The organism is Limnoglobus sp., from assembly GCF_059499385.1.
Map to the genome: position 1 here is coordinate 18,128 of NZ_JCABYM010000061.1, position 19,084 is coordinate 37,211.

The window sequence follows — 19,084 nt, forward strand, 5'->3', positions numbered from 1 at the left end:
GAATTCGATGGCCAGTGATGACCCATTGCAACAGGTATACGACGAATACCAAGCCGTTTGCGAGATGCTTGAACAGGTCGGCCGGGGCGACCGTGATGCTTTCTTCTACCAGCTGCGAAACCATTACAGCGGCATGCGATATCACCTGAGCCTCTTCCACCTGGCTTGCGTACGAGCCTTTGAACGGTTTGAGCCTGACCAAGAACTTCAGCACTCGTGCCTCGGGGCGTTCTACGAGTACGGCAGCCGGCCGGAACTCGTCGCGTTCCGCCGGTGGTTCGAGGCACAACGCGATCATCCGAACGAAGTCCTCCGACAGTGCATACCTGTTTTGTTGGAGATGTGCGACTTGGCACAAGCCGAAGAAGATCGGCGATTGCTTGAAGGGTGCAACGAGTCGGGCAGCAGTTCTTCTTAGCGCGTCAGCCCGGTGACGGCGTACCAGCACGCGTCGAGGACCGGATCCCAGACGAGGCCCACGGCAACGACCCCGGCCGCCAGGAGCACCAAGTACACCCGCACGGCCACCCCCTCGCCGAGCGGGACGGCGTTCCCCTTCTCGTCAACCGCCGCCGGGTCGTCGAGGCCGACGGCCTTCAGCACCTTCAGGTAGTAGCCGGCACTCACGACCGTGTTCACCACGCCGGCGGCGAGGGCGGCGTAGAACACCGCGCCCAGCCACGGGTGGCCGGCGGCCGTGTGTTCGGCGGCGGCGCGGTAGACGGCCGCGAACACCTGGAACTTCCCGGCGAACCCCGCGAGCGGCGGCAAGCCGAGCAGGCTGAACAGGAACACGGCCGTGCAGACGCCTACTATCGGCGACCGTCGGAGCAGCCCGCGGCTCGATTCGATCTCCTCCGACCCGGTGGCGTTCCGCACGACCGCGGCCACGGCGAACGCGCCGACCGTCATCGGCAGGTAGCCGACGAGATAGAACAACAGGGCCGACCACGCGGGCAGCCGGAAGCACGCCACGGCCAGGAGCATGTACCCGGCGTGCGCGACGGTCGAGTACGCGAGCAGCCGCTTGAGGTTCGTTTGCGCGAGCGCGGCGACGTTGCCGAACGTGGCGGTGAGGATCGCGACGACGGCCAGTGCCGCCATCACGTGCGCCGGCTGGAACAGGACCTGGATGCCCCAGAACAGGTGGTACAGCAGGCGGATCGCCAGCGCGAGGGCGGCGGCCTTCGACGCGACGGCGAGCAGCGCCCCGACCTCCGCGGCCGCCCCGGTGAACACGTCCGGCAGCCAGAACTGGAACGGGAACGCGGCCAACTTGAACCCGAGGCCGACGAACAGGAACAGCGTGGCGACGGCCAGCGGCAGGTCGAACTCGCCGGTCGCCATCGCGATCGTGTACCCGTTTCCGACGATCATCAGCGACGCCGACCCGAATCGTCCGGCCAACAGGCTGATGCCGTAGAGCATGATCCCCGACGCGGCCGCCCCGTAGACGACGTACTTCAACGCCGCCTCGCTCGACCGGCTTTTCCCCTTCAGGAAACCCGCGAGGACGTAGCTCGGCAGGCTCGCCATCTCGACGGCGAGGAAGACGGTGAGCAGGTGGTTGGCGGACGCCATGAGCATCATGCCGAGCGTCGCGCCGAGGACGAGGGTAACGAAGTCGGCCGAGTCGGTCGCGTCCGGCAGGCCGGTGATCCGGGCGAGCGTCAGCACCAGGGCGGCGGAGAGCAACACGAACGCGCGGAAGAACGTGGCGAAGTTGTCGAGCCGGAGGAGGCCGCGGAACGCCTCGGTGTCCATCCAGTCGGTGGCGGCGTACCCGAACGCGATCACGACGAGGCCGACGGCGAACGGGACGAGGTGGACGCGGGCGGCCGCGCGGAACAGCTTCGCGAACAGCCCGCCGAGGATGCCGGCACAGACGAGCAACTCCGGCACGAACCGGAGCAGGTCGTGCGCGAGGTCGGTTTCGAGCCGCGCGAGTGCGCCGTCCAGCCCCATTAGACCAGGTCCTTCCCGCGGATTTGGGCCTTCAGCACGTGTTTCAAGCGGCCCTCGACCTTCTCGTGCGCCTTCTGAATTTCCTTCTCCCCGAGCGTCCGGTCCGCGGCCTGGTAGGACAGCGCGAACGCCAGCGACTTCGTGCCGGCGGGGATGGTCGGCCCCTCGTACACGTCGAACAGTTCCACGGCGGACAGCAGGTCGCCGCCGGCCGCGACGAGTTCGGCCTTCACCTTCTCGGCGGGCACGTCCTTCGCGACGACGACCGCGAGGTCCCGCTTCGCCGGCGGGTACGTCGAGAACGGCCGGTAGGCGTACCGGTCGGGGACTTGCTTGAGCACGGCCGCGAGGTCGAGTTCCGCGACCTGAACGGCCCGGTCCTTGAACTCGAACGCGGCCGCGACCTTCGGGTGCAACTCGCCGAACGGGCCGACGGGTTGGCCGTTGACGAGCAGTTCCCCGGCGCGGCCGGGGTGCAGGTGCGGGACGCCCTTCGCCAGTTGGAACGTGACGCCCGGCAGGTGCAGGTCGGCGGCGAGTTGCTCGACGACGCCCTTGAGGTCGTAGAAGTCGGCGGGCGGTAGTTGCTCGGCGGGGCGGTCCCAGGCGGACGACCCGTGGCGGCCGGTGAGGACGACGGCGAGGCGGGTCGGCTCGTCCGGCAGGGCGTTGGCCTTCGGCAGGTAGACGGGGCCGATTTCAAACAGGGCGACGCGGTCGGTCGATTCGAGGTTGTACTTCGCGACGGCGAGCAGCCCCGGTAGCAGGGTGCGGCGCATCGCGCCCCGCTCGGGGGAGATCGGGTTTTTGAGCTTGATGGACTCCCCGGCGACGTTCGTCGCCGGGCTTTCGGGGGATAGCCTTTTCTCCGCTTCCTCGGAAGAGAGGGAGTAGGTAATTGCCTCGTACAGTCCTCGATTCACCAACAGATCGCGGACCCGCTCTTCGAGTTCTAGCGCGCGGTTGCCGACCGGCGGCGGCATCTCCTGCGCGAGCAGCGACTCCGGCAGCTTGTCGTACCCGCTGACGCGGGCCAACTCCTCGATCAGGTCCGCGGCCCCGGCCTGGATGTCCAGCCGCGTCGGCGGCGTGGTCACGGCCCAGCCCCACATCGTCGGCTCGACCTTGAACTGCAACGCCGTCAGCACGCGCTCGACTTCCTCCGGCGGCAACTCGAACCCGAGGACGCGGTGAATCTCGGCCTTGTTCAGCTCGATCGTCCGCGGCGGGATCGGGGCCGGGTAATTGTCCACGACGCCCGCGAGAACTTTCCCGCCCGCGTGCTTGTGGAAGAGTTGCGCCGCCCGCTTCGCCGCCGGGCCGACGACTTCCGGGTGGACGCCCTTGCTGAAACGAGTGCTCGCCTCGCTGAACAGGTTGAACTTGCGGGCCGTCTTGCGGACCGACACGAAGTCGAAACTCGCGGATTCGAGCAGGATATTCTTCGTGGCCGCTGTCACTTCCGTTTCGAGGCCGCCCATCACGCCGGCGATGGCAATCGCCCCGGCGGTGTCGGCGATGACCAGGTCTTCCGCGGACAGCTCGCGGTCTTGGCCGTCGAGTGTTTTCAACTTCTCGCCGGCCTTCGCGCTGCGGACGATGATCGTCGGGGCCTTCCCGCCGGCCCGCTTCACGAGGGCGTCGTAGTCGAACGCGTGCAGCGGCTGGCCGTATTCCAGCATCACGTAGTTGGTGATGTCCACGGCGTTGCTGATCGGCCGCATTCCGGCGTACCGCAGCCGCGAGCCGAGCCACCGCGGGGCCGGGCCGATGGTCACGTCGCGGATGATCGTCGCCGAGTACCGCGGGCAGAGCTTCGGGTCTTCGATCTCGACCTTCACCTTGCCTTCGACCGATTCTGAGGTAGTGGGAAGGTCGAGGTTCGGCTCTTGAACCTTGCCGCCGGTGAGGGCCGCGACCTCGCGGGCAACGCCGAGCAGCGACAGGCAGCGGGCCATGTTCGGCAGCACGTCGAGTTCGACGACGATGTCGCCGAGCAGGTCCGCCAGCGGCGTGCCGGGGGTCGGGTCGGCGTCGTCGAGGATGATGATGCCGTCGTGGTCCTCGGCGATGCCCAGCTCGAAGTTCGACATGCACATCGCGTCGTTGTCGATGCCGCGGAGCTTCTTCGGCTCCAGGGTGAAGACCGTCTTCTTGCCGTCCTTGTCCGTGTAGAAGTACCGCGACCCCTTGAGGCCGAGGACGACCTTCATGCCGCTCTCGCCGGGGGCGATGTTCGGCGCGCCGGTCACGACCGTCTTCGGCGCGGCCGCCCCGTACTCGACGGTGACCAGCTTCAACTTGTCCGCGTCCGGGTGCTTCTCGATCTTCAGCACCTTCGCGACGACGACCTTGTCCCGGTCCCACGGCAGCCCGGCGTTCTCGGGCTTGACGCGAAGCCCCTCGGGAACGGGCAGGCCGTAGACGTAGACGCCGGCGGATTCGAGGCCGGCGAGGGTGAGCCGTTCGACGAGGTCGGCGGGGTTCTTCGGCAGTTCGACGTAATCCTTCAGCCACGACAGCGGCACGAGCATGGTCCGGTCCTTCACATGGGAATTGCCATGCTATTGAGACACGCCGGACGGCGGGAGGGGTTCACGGGGACATCAACACGCCTGCGACGGCGGCGTTAATCAGCGTGGCGAGGAAGCCACCGAGAAGTGCCCGCAAGCCGAGCTTCGCGAGGTCGCCGCGGCGGTCGGGGGCCATCGCGCCGATGCCGCCGAGCTGGATGCCGATGGATGCGAAGTTCGCGAACCCGGTCAGGGCGTAGGCCGCCAGCGCCACGGACCGCGGGTCCATCGACCCCTTGAACTTCTCGGACAGCACCGTGTACGCCACGAACTCGTTCAGCACCAACTTCGTGCCGAGCAACTCGCCGACCTTCGACACGTCCGCCCCCGGCACGCCCATCAGGCTCGCGATCGGCGAGAAAAGCCACGCGAAGATCATCTGCAACGAGAGCGGCTCCTTCCAGCCCCAATACGGTTTGAGGTTCAAGGCCCCGTCGAGTTTGCCGAGCAAGTGGTTGAACAGCGCGATGAACGCGATGAACGCGATCAGCATCGCGGCGATGTTCAACACGAGCTTCATCCCCTCGCTCGCGCCGTCGGCGGCGGCGTCGAACACGTTCGCGTGGACCCGCTCGACCGGCGTTTTCACCACCCCGCGGGTTTCCGGGACTTGCGTTTCCGGGAGCAGGATTTTCGCCACGTACAGCCCGCACGGGGCGGCCATCACGCTCGTCGCCAGGATCGCCGTCGCCTGCTCGGCCATGCCGATGCTGTTCAACATGCCGACGTAGGCGACCATGACGCCGCCGGAGATCGTGGCCATGCCGCCGACCATGAGGGCGAGCAACTCGGACTGCGTCATCCGCGAGACGTAGGGCTTCACGATCAGCGGGGCCTCGGTTTGCCCCATGAACACGTTCGCCACGCCGGACAGCGTCTCCGCCCCGCTCGTGCCCATGACCTTCACCATGAGCTTCGCGAACACGGTGACGATGAACTGCAGCACGCCGAGGAAGTAGAGGACGGTGAAGAACGACGACACGAACACGACGGCCGGCAGCGCCTTGAACGCGAAGATGAACCCGGTCGGCTTCGACCCGTCGGCGAGGCCGCCGAAGACGAACTTCGCCCCCTCGTCGGTGAAGTCGATGAACTTCTGAATCGCGTCGCCGACCGCCTTGAACCCGGCGTACACCGACTCGTTTTGAAGGATGAGGGCGGCGAGTAAGAGTTGGAGGACGAAGCCGGAGGCGACGGTCCGCCAGTTGATCGCCCGGAGGTTTGTCGAGAAGAGCAAGGCGACGCCGACGAAGAACGGCACGCCGAGCATTGCCCGCGTCCGCGGGTCGAGGGCGTCGGGGGCGAACGAGACGAACGCGAGGACGGCGGCGAGCGCGAGCGCGATGGGGATACGCGGCGACATGAGATACCCAGGGGCGGTTGCGAGAGGGATTTGGGTATCAACGTATGGGGTCGGTCGGCGACATAGTAGTAGGCACACTCCGTGTGCCGTCTGCTGCGGGTCGCAGCGACTCGGGCGAACTCCCCGCGGCAGGCAGGAGACGGCACACGGAGTGTGCCTACTACTATTTGATCACGTCCTTACCGACCCACGGCCGCAACGCTTCCGGCACGACGACGCTGCCGTCGGCCTGCTGGTAGTTCTCCAGGATCGCGATCATCGCCCGCGTGCAGGCCACGGCCGTGCCGTTGAGCGTGTGGACGAACTTCGTCCCCTTCTGGCCCGCCGGCCGGTAGCGGATGTTCAGCCGCCGGGCCTGGTAGTCGGTGCAGTTCGACGTGCTCGTCACCTCGCCGTACTCGCCGCCGGTCCCGCGGCCGGGCATCCAGGCTTCCAGGTCGTACTTCCGGTACGCCGGGCCGCCGAGGTCGCCGGTGCAGGTGTCGATGACGTGGAACGGCAGGCCGAGGCCGGTGAATATCTCTTCCTCGATCCGGCGGATGTCCTCGTGGATGGCGTCGCTCTGCTCCGGCGTGCAGAACGCGAACATCTCGACCTTCGTGAACTGGTGGACGCGGTACAGCCCCCGCGTGTCCCGGCCGGCGGCCCCGGCCTCCGTGCGGAAGCAGTGCGACAGCCCGACGTACTTCATCGGCAATTTCGCCTCGTCCAGAATCTCGTCCCGGTGCATCCCGCCGAGGGTGATCTCGGCCGTCGCGATCAGGCACAGGTCGCTGTCCGCGATGGTGTACACCTGGCGCGTCTCGGCATGGTCCCGCGGCGCGAACCCGATCCCCTCCAGCACGTCCACCTTCGCCAGGTCCGGCGTGATGATCGGCGTGAACCCCTTCGCCACGAGTTTCTGCATCGCGTACTGGACGAGCGCTAGTTCGAGCAGCACGGCCTCGTTCTTGAGGAAGTAGAACTTCTGTCCGGCGACCTTCACCCCGGCCTCGAAGTCGGCGAGGTGCAGCGACTCGACGAGCTGGACGTGGTCTTTGGGTTTGAAATCGAACTTGGTCGGCTCGCCGAACTTGCTGACGACGACGTTGGCGGCCGCGTCGGTCCCGACCGGGGCCGCCGGGTGCGTCATGTTCGGGATCGGCAGGATCGCGGCGTGCAGCGCCTTCTCGACTTCCTTCAGCTTCGCGTCGAACCCGGTGACCTGCTCCTTGAGCTTCGTGCTTTCGTCCTTGAGGGCGGCCCGCTCCTCCGGCTTCGCGGACTGGAACTTCTTGCTCAGCTCGTTCTGCTTGGCCTTCGTCTCGTCGGCCTGCCGCTGGATTTGTTTCCGCTCCGCGTCGAGCCGCACGACCGCGTCCACGTCGGCCGTGACGTTGCGGTTCTTGCAGTTCGCTTTCACGGCGTCGAGGTTGTCGCGGATGAAGTTCGCGTCGAGCATGGGACGGTTCCGATTGCTGGTGCGGTCGCGGTCTAGCTTGGGTGTATGACCGCGGCCCGGCAACAGCAACCGACCGCGATCACCGCCCGGCCGACGATTCGAGGAGGATCGGCTCTTCGTCTTCGACCGGCTCCGGCTCCCGGACCGGCATGGCCCGCCGCACCCGGGCCGACAGGCCGGCGGTCCCGAGCCGCTTCTTCTGCACGACGAAGTACGCGGCCAGCGAGACGCCGAAGAACGCGACCATGCCGAGGGCGACCGACCGCAGGAACGACTTGTTCGCGGCCTTTTCGCCCGTCGCCTTCATCGCCGCCTTGCTCGGGACGGCGGCGAGCATCTGCCGCTGCTTCGCCACCTTCGCCCGCTCGTCGACCGTCAGGTTGTCCCGCTTGTCGAGGTCGTCGCCCATCGCCCGCAGCTTCGCCACGTCGGCGTCCGAGACCGCGAGCAGGTCGTCCGGCTTGTTGAACTTCTCGACCGCCTTCTGGAACTCCGCGAACTGCCGGTCGGTCTCGGCCCGCAGGTGCTCCTTCAGGTTCACGATCGTCGTCGGCGGTTGTGCCGCCCGCGGGTCCTGGCGGCTCGTCGGCACGACCCGCGGGGCCGGGGCCGGGACGCCGGGCTTGGCGGCGTACACGAACCCGATGCCCCACGCCTTCACGTCGTCCGCCGCGGCCGTGACGCCGAGGATCGGGCGGCCGTCGGACTCGAGTTGCGTCATCGTCCCCTTCGTCTCGGCCGCGCCGAGCCAGTCGCCCTGGTACCAGTCGTTCAGGTCGAGGGCGTCGCCGGTCAGCTTGGCGAACCGCAACCGCACGGCCTCGATTAGCAGGCCGGTCTGCACCGTGATCCCGGAAACGGCGTACCCGTCCTTCGCGACGACCCGCACCACCTTCGTCACCAGCGCCTTCGCGGCCGGGCCGTCCCGGAACAGGCCGGCGTCCTTCTGCGGCTGCTTCTCGCCCTTGAAAATCGGGCGGAACGCGGACACCTGGTAGCCCATCGGCCGGTTCGCGAGGCCGAGTTCGAACCCGACGAGCGGTTGCCCGTCGGCGGAAACGGCCTCGTAAGCGGTGCGATTGCCGTCCGCCCCGCGGCCGACGTACTGGGTCCGGTCGAGGTCGGCGGCGGGGAGGCGGCCCGCGTTCAGGACGAGGCCGACAATTGCGACCGACAGTGCAAACAAGGTTCGGGACCGAAACATAACCGCGCCTCCGGGAAGGGTATCCGTAAGGGAGGTTAGTACACGGTCCGGCGGCGTGCGCTCGTTCGGCGGATTACCAGACAGGCGGTTGTCCGAGAAGCCGACGCAGGAGTCCGATTTGCCCGGCGTGGAGCATCTCGTGGGCGGCCGCCCAGAACAGGCACTCACCGCGGGTCTTGCAGAGGCGGTGCGGCGCGTGCATCGGCAGGTCGAACTCGGCCTCGTCGTAGGAAGCGATTGTGCGGGTCGTGAAGGCGTGGACGCGGTCGAACGTGGCACGGATGTCGGCGGGCGATGGGTATTTCGCCGGGTCGGGGTCCGGCACGGAATCCCGGAGGAACAGCGCGAGGAACGCCGGCGGGATGAGGTCGGCGTCCTCCGGCCGCACGCCCCGCCACCGTTCGAGGCAGAGCCGGTACTGGGCCATCGCGAGGTGGCCGACCTGCCACGCGACGTGCGTGGTACCCGGTGACGGCATCCGGAACCACTGGTCCGCGGGGATGGTGTCGAGCAGCTCCGTGGTGTACCGGCGGGCGAAGGTGATCTGGTCGAGGGCGGTTTGGATACGGGACATCATACCCCCTCCGTACTTCGAGTACTGGCAGGTTCAGTAGCCCGGCATCGCCCGCGTCCCTTCCAGGATTCCAACGTAATCGTGCCGCGAGTCGGGGAACCGTCGCTTGTAGGCGACGAACTGTTCCACGATCATCTCGAAGTGGGGTTCGAGGTCCGTCTCGTCGTCGAGAAACTTGGGCAAGAACTCCAGCACGTCGGCCAGGTGCGCGATCTGCTCCCCGTAGCCCGCGCACGGGGCGACGTTGCGGATGTCAACCAGCCCCATGTGGAGAACGTACCGCAGCCGGGATCTCAGGTCGGTGGTGAGCACGTGCATCGGCGACACCTCAAACGAGCTTCACAAGGTTCAACGGAATGCTCCGGCCCTGCCCCGGCTGACCGAGCGGTTCGACGTGAATGGGCGGCGGCTCGGTTCTCAATACCGCCGTCGGGTATTCCACGCCGGTCACGTACCGGTAATCTCGCAGGACGACGGCCTTCGGGGAATGCAACTCGCTCAGAAAGACCCTGAAAAACACGTCGGGCTGGCCGGGCACTTCCAGGCGTGCCGGTATGTCCACGTTACCACACGCTAGCGCCGCGACCGCCCGCCGGACCCCTTCGCAAATGTAGTAACCCGCGGGCACGAGTCATTCTCCGGGTTACGGCCGCTTCTCCAGCGGGACGTAATCCGCGTCGGCCTTGCCGACGAAAATCTGCGCGGGGCGGAAGATGCGGTTGCCGTTCAGCTGCTCCAGCCAGTGCGCCAGCCACCCGGCGACGCGGCCGATCGCGAAGATCGGCGTGAACACGTCCGTCGGGATGCCGAGGCTCTGGTAGACGACGCCGGAGAAGAAGTCCACGTTCGGGTAGACGCCCTTCGCCCCGTAGATGCCGGCCGTGACCCGCTCCAGTTCCAGGGCCGTCTCGTAGTTCTTCGGCCGGCTCGTCTCCGCGAACATGTGCTCGGCCAACTCTTGCAGCACCGTCGCGCGGGGGTCCTTCACCTTGTAGACGCGGTGGCCGAGGCCCATCACCTTGAACTTCGCGTCCTTCGCCAGCTTCGCGTCCAGCCACGGCTTCACGTTCGCGGCGGTCTGAATCTCTTCGAGCATCAGCAGCACTTCCTCGTTCGCCCCGCCGTGCAGCGGGCCGGACAGGGAGCCGATGGCGGCCGCGATCGTCTGGTACGGCGACGCCAGCGTACTGGCCGTCACGCGGGCGGTGAACGTGCTGGCGTTCATCTCGTGCTCGGCGTGCAGCACCAGGCAGGCGTCCAGCACCTTCCGGGTCGCCGGCGTCGGCTCCTTGCCGAAAACCATGTAGTAGAAGTTCGCCGCGTGGTCGAGGTCCGGCCGCGGGTCGAGGATTTCCTCCCCCCGGCGGACGCGGGCGAACGCCGCCACGACCGTCGGCATCGCCGCCAGGATGCGGCACGCCGCGTCCCAGTTCCCGGCCGCGTCCTTCACCTCCCGGTGCGGGTAGAACATGCCGAGGGACGAGACGCTGGCCTGCAACGCCTCCATCGGGTGACCGGTGGCCGGGAAGCACTTGATGAGGTCTTTGAGCCGGTAGTGGATGCCCCGCCGCTGGCGGAGGTCGTGGTCGAAGTCGGCGAGTTGCTTCTGGGTCGGCAACTCGCCCTTGAGCAACAGCCACGCGGTTTCCTCGAAGCTGCTCTCCTTCGCCAGCACCTCGACCGGGACGCCGCGGTACTCCAGCCGGGCCCGCTTGCCATCGATGAAACTGATCGCCGATTTCGCGGCCGGAACGTCCTCGAGTCCCGGCTTGTAATCTTGTTCACTCATGAGCGTCTCTGGCCAGAGGGGTGCGGCGGGGTGGGTGCGTGCCTACCCGTGGTTTATGGGTTGGCGGCACGCGCGGAAACGGAACCGGCGGAAGTGGTGGGGAATCAGTCCGCGCGGGCCGGGCCGGTCGGCCCCGGCACGACGTTGCCGCGGGGCGTGCCGGGCTGGAACGACCGCGTCCGCACCGCCCGCGCGACCGGGCGGGCCGCGACCGGCTCGGCCGCAGACTGGCACGCCCGCGCCGCCGTCGCCACCTTGACCAGGTGCAGCCCGCCGCGGAACACCACGAACCCGGCGAACAGGAACGGCCCGGCCGAGAAAATCCGCTTGTTTATGACGAACAGGCACGCCTCGCCGAACAGGATCAGCCCGAGCAGGACCAGCGCCCACCCGGCCACCTCGCGAACCCAAACGCTCATGCGAAACCCTCGACGTTAGAACTGCTGGCTACGGCGGGCGTCCATGATCCACACGCCGGCGCACACCATGAGGAGCGCGATGGCCACCGCGATGACAACGATCAGGCAGCCGCGGACCACGGCCGCGCCGAGCCACGGCCTGTCCGGCCGCGGCTTCGGTTTGAGCTTCGGCCGCGGCGGGGCCGGCCGGTGGCGGTACTTGCCGAACGCCCGCCACGTCTCCTGTCGGGCCGCCTCGCGGCGCATCTCGGACCAGCCGGTGTCAGCCAGCACCAGCTGCGCCTCGGCCCGGTTCAGCGTGCGGATCCGCCAGTACCAGAACGCGAGCCGCGCGAGGAAGATCGTCACGCCGAACGTGATGACGAACAGCAGCCACCGGCTCGTGGCCAGGGAGTGCGCGCCGTCGAACCGCACCCCGGCGGCCGGCCGCAGGCGGATCGGCGGGAGCTGGCGGAAGTCCAGCACCGTCTCGCTGAGGACGAGCCACGCGACCTGCCCGGCGACGAGGACGACGGCGGCCGTCACCAGCAACTGCGGCACTTCCCGCTCGTCGATCAGGTCCGGGTCGCGGCGGTCGGGCAGCGCGTTCGCCTTGCGGAACCGCGGGTCGCGTTCGTCCGGCACGGCCATGTGCGCGAGCGTGTAGACCCGGTACTGCGCGATCAGGTACACGACCACGGCCGCGCCGAGGAGCAGGTCCTGCATGCGGAAGTGGGTGAACCGCGGGTCCTGGTTGAACGCCCGGCCGACGGGGACGCCGAACGGCAGCGCCTGAAACCACGCCACGGCGACGACGCACAGGACTGGCATCGCCGTCCACCGCAGGCCGAGGGCCGTCGCCCCCATGATGAGCGGGATCAGTCCGGCGATGAGCGACCCGGACATGATCTGCGCGACGAAGATCACCATCAGCGCCGCGGCCGTGACGACGACGTAGGTTCGCACCCGCTCGTCGAGCAGCCGGTTCCAGTAGAACGTCAAGTTGTTCTTCTGCTCGCTCACCGGCGGGTCCTCATGCCACGGACGCGGTCGATGCGGTCCAGCACCGCGTGGACCGGGTCGTCCACCGTCACCCGCACGACCGTCGCGCCGACGCGGGCCAGCTCCGTCCGCAGCTTGTCGAACCGCTGCTGGTAGCCCCGCGTCAGAGCCAGGTGGATGAACCGGCCGGGCTGATGGATGCTCATCACGTACCCCGGCTTCGCCGGAGCAGCCACCGGCCGCGCCCCGGCCTTCGGCCGCGAACTCGCGTCCGGCGGCGGCACGTCCTCCGGCCACGGCACGACGACCATGACGTGATGGTGGCGGCTCCTCGCCACCCGCACGGCCTTCAGCAGCGGGGCGATATCGTCGCCGAGGTCCGCGAGGTCCGCGAGGAGGACGTACAGCTCGTTGTCCCGCGCCCGCGCCACGGCCGTCAGGATCGCGGTGGAAAGCACCGTCGCCTTCGCCTCGCACCGGTAGCGGTACTGGCCGTTCTGGTCGTACAGCTTCGGCGGGATGCGGACGTGGTGGTCGGCCAGGAACCGGCCGATCCGGTCCGCGTAAGCCTCGTCGTCCCGCAGGTAGCGTTCGATCATCCCCGGCGAGTCGCGGTCGAGGGTGACGAACACCGTTGCCAGTTGCTTCCGCTTGCGGGTCAGGGCGCGGGCCGGGTTGAACAGCCCGCGGAGGCCGTTGAAGAACCAGACGATGACGAACAGCGAGAACGGCCAGAAGAACACGAACACGAACGAGAACAGGAAGAGCGGCAGGTCCACCCAGATGTTCCCGGTCCGGGGCCGGGCGACGCGGACGATCTGGGCCGTGAGGTTCAGCACCCAGAAGAACTTGAAGAAGATCAAGAGCGCCCACACGAACACCGGGGCCGCGACGAGCCACCCCCAGCGGGTGTCCATGAGCGGCTTCCAGTACAGGCCCCACGGCAGCGTGTTCACGTCCCGCTCGAACAGTTCCGGGTAGAGGTCCTGGGCCAGCGGGTGGGCCACGTCTTGCAGCTCCGCCACCTCCCGCGGGCCGGGGTTCGGCATGAGCGCGGCCGCCTCCGCGAGCTGGCCGAGCAGCCGGATGGTGTGGACCTTCGTGCGGGCTGGGGACAGCGTCTCGGCCTTCTCCTCGTCGAACCGGGTGAGGCCGACGAGGTCGCGGGTGGCGGCCGCGGCCTGGGCGATGCCGGACGCCGTCTCCGCGAGCTTGCCGAGCGGCGTCTCCCCGGCCGGGCCGATGCGGACGGACTGCGACGTGTCCAGGAACAGGATCGTCCGGACCGGCACGTCGCTCTCGAACTCCTTCGTGATGAGCTTGTCCCGCCGGGCGGACGGCTTCCAGGCGATCATCTTCGGCGGGTCGCCGGGCCGGTACTCGCGGAGGTCGAGGAGTTCGCCGCCGCCGCCGGGCCGCCGGAGCCGGTGCAGGCCGGGCGGCGGCAGACTGTTGAACCGCTTGTCCGCCCGCTGCTTCCCCTCGTCGTCGGACAGCGGCGGCAGGATGAGCACGTCAAACGGCGACCGCTCGAACGCCCGGCGGTAGAACAGGCCGGCGAGGTCCGTCACCCGCAACTCGACGCCCTCGAACCGGAACATCCCGGCCGCGGACGGCTTCAGCTCGTACTCGATGACGACCGGCTCGTCCGGCTTCAACTCGGCGATGAGCCGGTTGTCCCCGGCCCGGACCTTGCGGCCTTCGGGTAAGCGATCGCGAATGAACACGAGCGGCCAGCGGGACGTGCTGCGGTTCGTGACGGTGACGCGGACGGTACACGGGGCCTTCGCCCACGCGGTGGCGACGGCCCGGCCGCCCTGGAGGATTTCGCGGACGATTTCGAGCTTGTTCCGGGCGTTGCGGTAGCGGTACGCGAAGGCGAGCCACTCGCCGAGGAACCAGAGGAGGACGGTGAGGCCGAGCAGCGGGATGCCGGGGGCGGTGTCGCCGAGCGTGGTGAGGCCGAGCAGGCACAGCACCGCGGCGACCGCGACCGTCCACCATCCGCGGGAAGTGAGCAAGGGGAAGCTCCGGGGGTGTCCCTACCACAGTTTCAACAAATCATTCCAACATAGAGCCACGAAGAAGACTACGACCATGAAGAAGGAAGTTATCGCCGTCCACAGGACGGCCAAAACTTGGGGCAACCTCGGATGAACAGCCGCGTGGGATGGTGGCTTGCTCAGCATTCGACGAAAGACGAGGTACGCGATGCCGGTTCCGGTCACCCACGCGGCGAAGTATGGAACCAACTCGCAGTACATCGTCGATCACCCGTCGGGTGCATCTCCTATTCGCAGAACCCTCTTCGGCCCCGGATGGGGCCGCGGGCTGTAGTCACGGGTGGAGCGCAGCACAACCCGTGGAAAAAGTCGCACGGGTTTTCGCCCCGGATGGGGCGGCGGAGGGAGTGCCCCGCGTTCCGCCGCCCCATCCGGGGCGGTTGATACCGCACTTGGTTCCACGGGTTTCACCCGTGGCTACACCCCGCGGCCCCATCCGGGACCGAGAACCAAGTTACCGCAGGCTCGTCAGCACCTCGACCTCGTTCAGCACGTCCTTCACCACGTCGGCCACGTCGCGGCCCTCGATCTCGGCCTCCGGCCGCAGGATCAGCCGGTGGCCGAGCACGCTCAGCGCCACCGCCTGCACGTCCGCGTGCGTGAAGTAGTGGTTGCCCTTCAGCACCGCCCGCGCCCGGGCGCACCGCATCAGGTTCAGCGCCGCCCGCGGGCTGGCCCCCAGCGACACGTCCGGGTGGCGGCGGCTCGCCTCGGCCAGCCGGACGATGTACTGGTAGAGCGCCTCGCCGCCGAACACGTGTGGCAACTTCGCCTGGAGCGACAGGATCAGCTCCGGGTCGAACACCGGGACCACGTCGCCGACCGGCTTGTTGTGCAGCTTGAGCAGGTTGACCTCGTGCTCGAAGCCGGGGTAGCCCATCTCGACGCGGATGAGGAACCGGTCGAGCTGCGCCTCCGGCAGCCGGTAGACGCCCTCCTGCTCGATCGGGTTCTGCGTCGCCATCACCATGAACGGCCGCGGCAGCGGGATCGTCTGCCCGTCCACCGTCACCTGGTACTCCTGCATCGCCTCCAGCAAGGACGACTGCGTCTTCGCCGGCGCGCGGTTGATCTCGTCGGCGAGCAGCACCTGGCAGAAAACCGGCCCGTGCCGAAGGACGAAGTCGCCCTTGTTCCGGTCGTAGATCGACGTGCCGGTCACGTCCGACGGCAGCAGGTCGGGGGTGAACTGAATCCGCTGGTAGTTGCAACCCAGGAGCTTCGCGAACACCTTCGAGAGGGTCGTCTTCGCGACGCCGGGCACGCCTTCGAGGAGGACGTGGCCGCCGGCGAGCAGGGCGATGAGCAGGTTCTCGGTGACCTGTTCGGCCCCGACGACGACCTTCGACACCTCCGCGACGACCTTCCGCGTCAGCTCGCCGGCCTGGAGGGCGAGTTCCTTCGCGGGGGCGGTGTTCTCGTCCGGGATGGTGGGGATTGCCGTACTCGGCCCGCTCATGCCGCACCCCCCGCGGCGAACCGCCACACCCCGGCCTCGTGGGCCTGCGCTAGATCGGCGATCATGTCTTCCAGTTCCTCCAGGTCGGCGGGGGTGACGGTGGTTCGCTCCGGGCGGAACGCGATTTCCCAGAGCTTGTATAAGTCCGCGTGTAGCCGTTGGCGCGGGCGGCCGGGCCGGTCGGTCGTGATTCCGGGGAACCGCGGCGGGTCGCCGGGGTTCGCGCCCCACTGCGCGAACACGAAACGCAGGTGGTCGCGGAGCGGCTCGTACAGGTTGCCCGCTTCCAGCAGCGCCCGGCGGCGCTCCGGGATCATACCGCCGTCGTGGTCCGGGTTGATCCGCAACCGCGGCGTTTGCTCCGGCGTGTGCCGGGTAGACCAACCGCGGGCGAGCAGGTATCGCAACAGCACGACGCTGGCGATGATCGCCACCACGTACAGCCACCCGCTTTGGAAGCTGTTGTTCGGATCCTTCCCCTGGATCGCGTTCGGGAAGTCCTTCTCCTCCAGCTTGGCCGCCACGTCGTTCCCCTTGTCGAGGAGGATGTCGAGCAGGATTGGCAGCGGTGGCAGCACCGGCGGGACGTTCTTCGGCATCTCCGGCCGCGGCACGGCCGCGAACCCGACGGCGTCGAAGTCGGTGCGGACCTCGCCGTCCTCGATGAACAGGCACTTCCGTTGACCGCGGTTGGCGAGCTGGTCCGCGAGAAACTTCGTGATCGTGTACGCGTACGCGAAGTTGTCCGCCCGGCCGTTCTCGTCGGCCGCGACCATGAGTTCGTTCGCGAACACGGCCCGGTTCGCGAAGGCCATCGCCGTGCCGGGGACGTTGCGGTCGGACAGGAGGCCGAGGGCGTGGCTCGCGTTCGGCGCGCCGGGACCGCCGGCGAACCGCGAGCCGGGCGGGAAGGTGAGCAGTTCGACCCCGAAAATGGGGTTGAAGTTTGCCATCTGCGCCGCCCGCGGCCGGTCGGTCGCCACGCGGCGAAACCCCGTGAGGTCCGGCAACCGCGGATCGACGACGCCCGCCGGGGGGACGCCGAACGGGGCGTCGCGGTCGCCGCGGAAGCAGTTCGCCGGCCGGTTGCACTCGACCTGGAGGGGAGTGATACGGTTGTTCCGGTTGAAGGCTTGGACCCGGAGCGGGTCGTAGAAGCCGGACAGCGGGAAATCGTCGTCGGAGATCACGAGCAGCGCCCCGCCGCTCGGCAGGATGCGGTCGGCGACTTCGTCGTACACCCGCCGCTGGGGCGGGGGGCTGCCGACGATCACGACGAGCGTGGCCCGCGGGTCGCCGTCCCCTGGCCGTTGGATCGGCTCGAACTCGTGGTACTTCAGCAGGCCGCGGAGGATGTCCGTCCCGTCGGCCGGGATGCGGGGTTGGGCGGAGGCGTTGAAGGCGACCGCGAGGAGGAGGCAGCCGGCGACGATCCACCGCGTCATGCGGGCACTCCGGCGAGGTGGCACAGGCAGCGGCGGGCGTCCGCCAGCGCCGCCGCGGACAGCGGCTCGCCCGGCGGCGTGTACCGGGCCAACTCGTACAACTTCGCCAACTCGTCCGCGACCAGTTCGGACGCCGGGATGCGGACCCGCAGCGCCCGCGCGATCGTTTCGTGGTTCCAGACGCGGGCGGCGTCGCCGCACAGCAGCACGGACAGGTACTCGAACGCCTTCACCAGTTCCTCGCGGGTGCTGATCCGCCGCGGATCGACCGGCCACCGGCCGAGGGCCAGCGCCCCCATCCCTGGTGTGGCGACCGCGTTCCGGTCGCGGATCATGGGCCAGAACTTCCAGGCGATCAGCGCGCCGACCGCGATGACGACGAGTAGGATGACCGGCAGCCACGACCCGCCGCCCCCGCCGCCGAGGCTCACGTCGCCGCCGCCCCAGTTGCCGCCGCCCCAGTTCCCACCGCCACCGCCGCCACCGCCACCGCCACCGCCCCAGTTCCAGCCGCCCCACCCGCCGCCGAACTTCGGCATGTCCCAGCCCTTGCCGAAGTCGAAGTCCCACTTCTCGCCCTGGAGGTTCATCTCCTTGAACCAGTCGCCCATGCCGTCCGCGTTGCCGTCCTTGCCCAGGTCGTCGAGCAGGTTCTTCCACTCGCCGTCCGCCAACTTGCCGTCCTTCGACATCTCGAACAGTTCGATGAGCGCGTCCTTCACCGCCGGCGTCTTCTCCAGCGGGCCGAAGTTCTTCTCCCAGAACTTCGCCATCTCCGCGATGTTCTCGTTCTGCTTCAGCCGCGGGTCCATTTCGAGCTGCGGCTGGAAGTTCAGCTTGAACGGCCCGCGGCCGACCGGGTTCGGCACGTCGTCCCGGTCCTGTTGCATCTCGACCACGTCCGGCCGGCCCTGCGGCGCGACCCGGAACTGCGGCGGCGGCGGCGGGTTGACCGGCGGCGGGGGCGGGGCCGGCGGGGCCGGGTCGCGGTCGAACTTGGGAAAGAAGTCTTTGAACTTTTCGACATCCTGCGGCCTGGCGTCCTTGGGGAGGTTGAACTTCTCGGCGAGTTGCTTCCACTGGTCCGGGTCGTCTTGCGGGTTCTTCCCGGCGAACTTCTGGAGCATCTCCAGCAGTTGCGCCTGCTCCTCCGGGGTCTTGCCCTTCAGGAACGACAGGGCGGCGAGTTGCTGTTGGAGCGATTGAATTTCCTGCGGCGTGAGGTCCCGCTTCGGGCGGTCCGCCGGCGGCTGGCCGAGGGCGGCCACGGCGAACGTCCCGACCGCGAGGGCCGCGGCCAACAGCTTCTTCCGCCCGGTCATCGCCCGCCTCCGCCGGTGGGGACCATCTTGCTGATCGCGTAGGACGCCTGCCGCCGCACGATCACCTCGTCGTCCTTGAGCAATTCTAACAGCGCCGGCAACGCCGACTTCCCCGACCCGCCGAGCAGCCCGAGCGTGTACGCGGCCCCGGCGCGGCGTTCGGGGATTCTATCCTTCAGCGCCGCCGTCAGTGGTTCGACGGCGGCCGGGCCGATCTTTGCCAGGGCGGTGGCCAAATTGTTTCGGACATCCGGGTCCGCGTCCTTGAGGGCGTCGATGAGCTGGCGGACGAGCGCCTCGTCGGCCGGGGCCGGCACGACGGTCGGGTTGCCGAAGAACGTGGCGGTGAGAACGACGGCGATCGGCAGCACGACGGCCTCGCGGACGGGCGGAGAGGTATTATTATTGTGCGGGACGTGACGGCCGACCGCAAGAGTGAAGGGGGTAGCCGCGACCCGGAAGCTTTTTGAGAGGGGGACACGGTGG

17 protein-coding genes are annotated in these 19,084 nt (G+C 68.2%); 1 reads left to right on the plus strand and 16 read right to left on the minus strand.

Annotation, left to right across the window (positions count from 1 at the left end):
- The first annotated feature begins 7 nt into the window (after positions 1 to 7).
- Positions 8 to 418, plus strand: coding sequence for a hypothetical protein (locus tag AC5JJ2_RS11095; protein ID WP_495858051.1), 411 nt, complete (start codon positions 8 to 10; stop codon positions 416 to 418).
- On the opposite strand, the gene AC5JJ2_RS11100 is transcribed toward AC5JJ2_RS11095, so the two are convergent.
- The 16 genes from AC5JJ2_RS11100 to AC5JJ2_RS11175 form a co-directional block, all read right to left on the minus strand.
- A complete protein-coding gene (locus AC5JJ2_RS11100; RefSeq protein WP_495858052.1) occupies positions 415 to 1,965 on the minus strand; it encodes an NADH-quinone oxidoreductase subunit N in 1,551 nt (516 codons plus the stop codon). The two genes, AC5JJ2_RS11095 and AC5JJ2_RS11100, sit on opposite strands and share 4 nt — an antisense overlap.
- A complete protein-coding gene (gene pheT, locus AC5JJ2_RS11105; protein ID WP_495858053.1) occupies positions 1,965 to 4,499 on the minus strand; it encodes a phenylalanine--tRNA ligase subunit beta in 2,535 nt (844 codons plus the stop codon). The genes AC5JJ2_RS11100 and pheT overlap by 1 nt, the downstream gene beginning before the upstream one ends.
- 61 nt (positions 4,500 to 4,560) lie before the next feature.
- The gene (locus tag AC5JJ2_RS11110) at positions 4,561 to 5,808 is read right to left on the minus strand and encodes a NupC/NupG family nucleoside CNT transporter (protein ID WP_495858087.1); all 1,248 of its coding nucleotides are present in this window, start codon (positions 5,806 to 5,808) and stop codon (positions 4,561 to 4,563) included.
- Positions 5,809 to 6,064: 256 nt separating this feature from the next.
- Positions 6,065 to 7,342, minus strand: coding sequence for a serine--tRNA ligase (gene serS / locus AC5JJ2_RS11115; RefSeq protein WP_495858054.1), 1,278 nt, complete (start codon positions 7,340 to 7,342; stop codon positions 6,065 to 6,067).
- A gap of 79 nt (positions 7,343 to 7,421) precedes the next feature.
- Positions 7,422 to 8,546 carry a hypothetical protein gene (locus tag AC5JJ2_RS11120; protein ID WP_495858055.1) on the minus strand — a complete coding sequence of 375 codons (1,125 nt, stop codon included), beginning with the start codon at positions 8,544 to 8,546 and terminating at the stop codon, positions 7,422 to 7,424.
- Between the two features lie 73 nt (positions 8,547 to 8,619).
- A complete protein-coding gene (locus tag AC5JJ2_RS11125; protein WP_495858056.1) occupies positions 8,620 to 9,120 on the minus strand; it encodes a DinB family protein in 501 nt (166 codons plus the stop codon).
- Positions 9,121 to 9,153: 33 nt separating this feature from the next.
- Positions 9,154 to 9,438: a hypothetical protein gene (locus tag AC5JJ2_RS11130; protein WP_495858057.1), complete on the minus strand. Its 285-nt coding sequence runs from the start codon at positions 9,436 to 9,438 to the stop codon at positions 9,154 to 9,156.
- A 10-nt stretch (positions 9,439 to 9,448) separates the two neighbouring features.
- Positions 9,449 to 9,748, minus strand: a complete 300-nt coding sequence (locus AC5JJ2_RS11135) for a hypothetical protein (RefSeq protein ID WP_495858058.1) — start codon at positions 9,746 to 9,748, stop codon at positions 9,449 to 9,451.
- A gap of 15 nt (positions 9,749 to 9,763) precedes the next feature.
- Positions 9,764 to 10,909 carry a citrate synthase gene (locus AC5JJ2_RS11140; protein WP_495858059.1) on the minus strand — a complete coding sequence of 382 codons (1,146 nt, stop codon included), beginning with the start codon at positions 10,907 to 10,909 and terminating at the stop codon, positions 9,764 to 9,766.
- 104 nt (positions 10,910 to 11,013) lie between these two features.
- Positions 11,014 to 11,328: a hypothetical protein gene (locus AC5JJ2_RS11145; RefSeq protein WP_495858060.1), complete on the minus strand. Its 315-nt coding sequence runs from the start codon at positions 11,326 to 11,328 to the stop codon at positions 11,014 to 11,016.
- Between the two features lie 15 nt (positions 11,329 to 11,343).
- Positions 11,344 to 12,330 (minus strand): hypothetical protein, encoded by a 987-nt coding sequence (locus tag AC5JJ2_RS11150; protein WP_495858061.1) that lies wholly within the window; start codon positions 12,328 to 12,330, stop codon positions 11,344 to 11,346.
- Positions 12,327 to 14,330: a DUF58 domain-containing protein gene (locus AC5JJ2_RS11155; RefSeq protein WP_495858062.1), complete on the minus strand. Its 2,004-nt coding sequence runs from the start codon at positions 14,328 to 14,330 to the stop codon at positions 12,327 to 12,329. The genes AC5JJ2_RS11150 and AC5JJ2_RS11155 overlap by 4 nt, the downstream gene beginning before the upstream one ends.
- Positions 14,331 to 14,826: 496 nt before the next feature.
- Positions 14,827 to 15,831 carry an AAA family ATPase gene (locus AC5JJ2_RS11160; protein WP_495858063.1) on the minus strand — a complete coding sequence of 335 codons (1,005 nt, stop codon included), beginning with the start codon at positions 15,829 to 15,831 and terminating at the stop codon, positions 14,827 to 14,829.
- A complete protein-coding gene (locus AC5JJ2_RS11165) occupies positions 15,828 to 17,276 on the minus strand; it encodes a hypothetical protein (protein ID WP_495858064.1) in 1,449 nt (482 codons plus the stop codon). The genes AC5JJ2_RS11160 and AC5JJ2_RS11165 overlap by 4 nt, the downstream gene beginning before the upstream one ends.
- The gene (locus AC5JJ2_RS11170; protein WP_495858065.1) at positions 17,273 to 18,598 is read right to left on the minus strand and encodes a hypothetical protein; all 1,326 of its coding nucleotides are present in this window, start codon (positions 18,596 to 18,598) and stop codon (positions 17,273 to 17,275) included. Before AC5JJ2_RS11170 ends, AC5JJ2_RS11165 begins: the two co-directional genes overlap by 4 nt.
- The gene (locus tag AC5JJ2_RS11175; protein ID WP_495858066.1) at positions 18,595 to 18,969 is read right to left on the minus strand and encodes a HEAT repeat domain-containing protein; all 375 of its coding nucleotides are present in this window, start codon (positions 18,967 to 18,969) and stop codon (positions 18,595 to 18,597) included. The genes AC5JJ2_RS11170 and AC5JJ2_RS11175 overlap by 4 nt, the downstream gene beginning before the upstream one ends.
- Positions 18,970 to 19,084 lie beyond the last annotated feature (115 nt).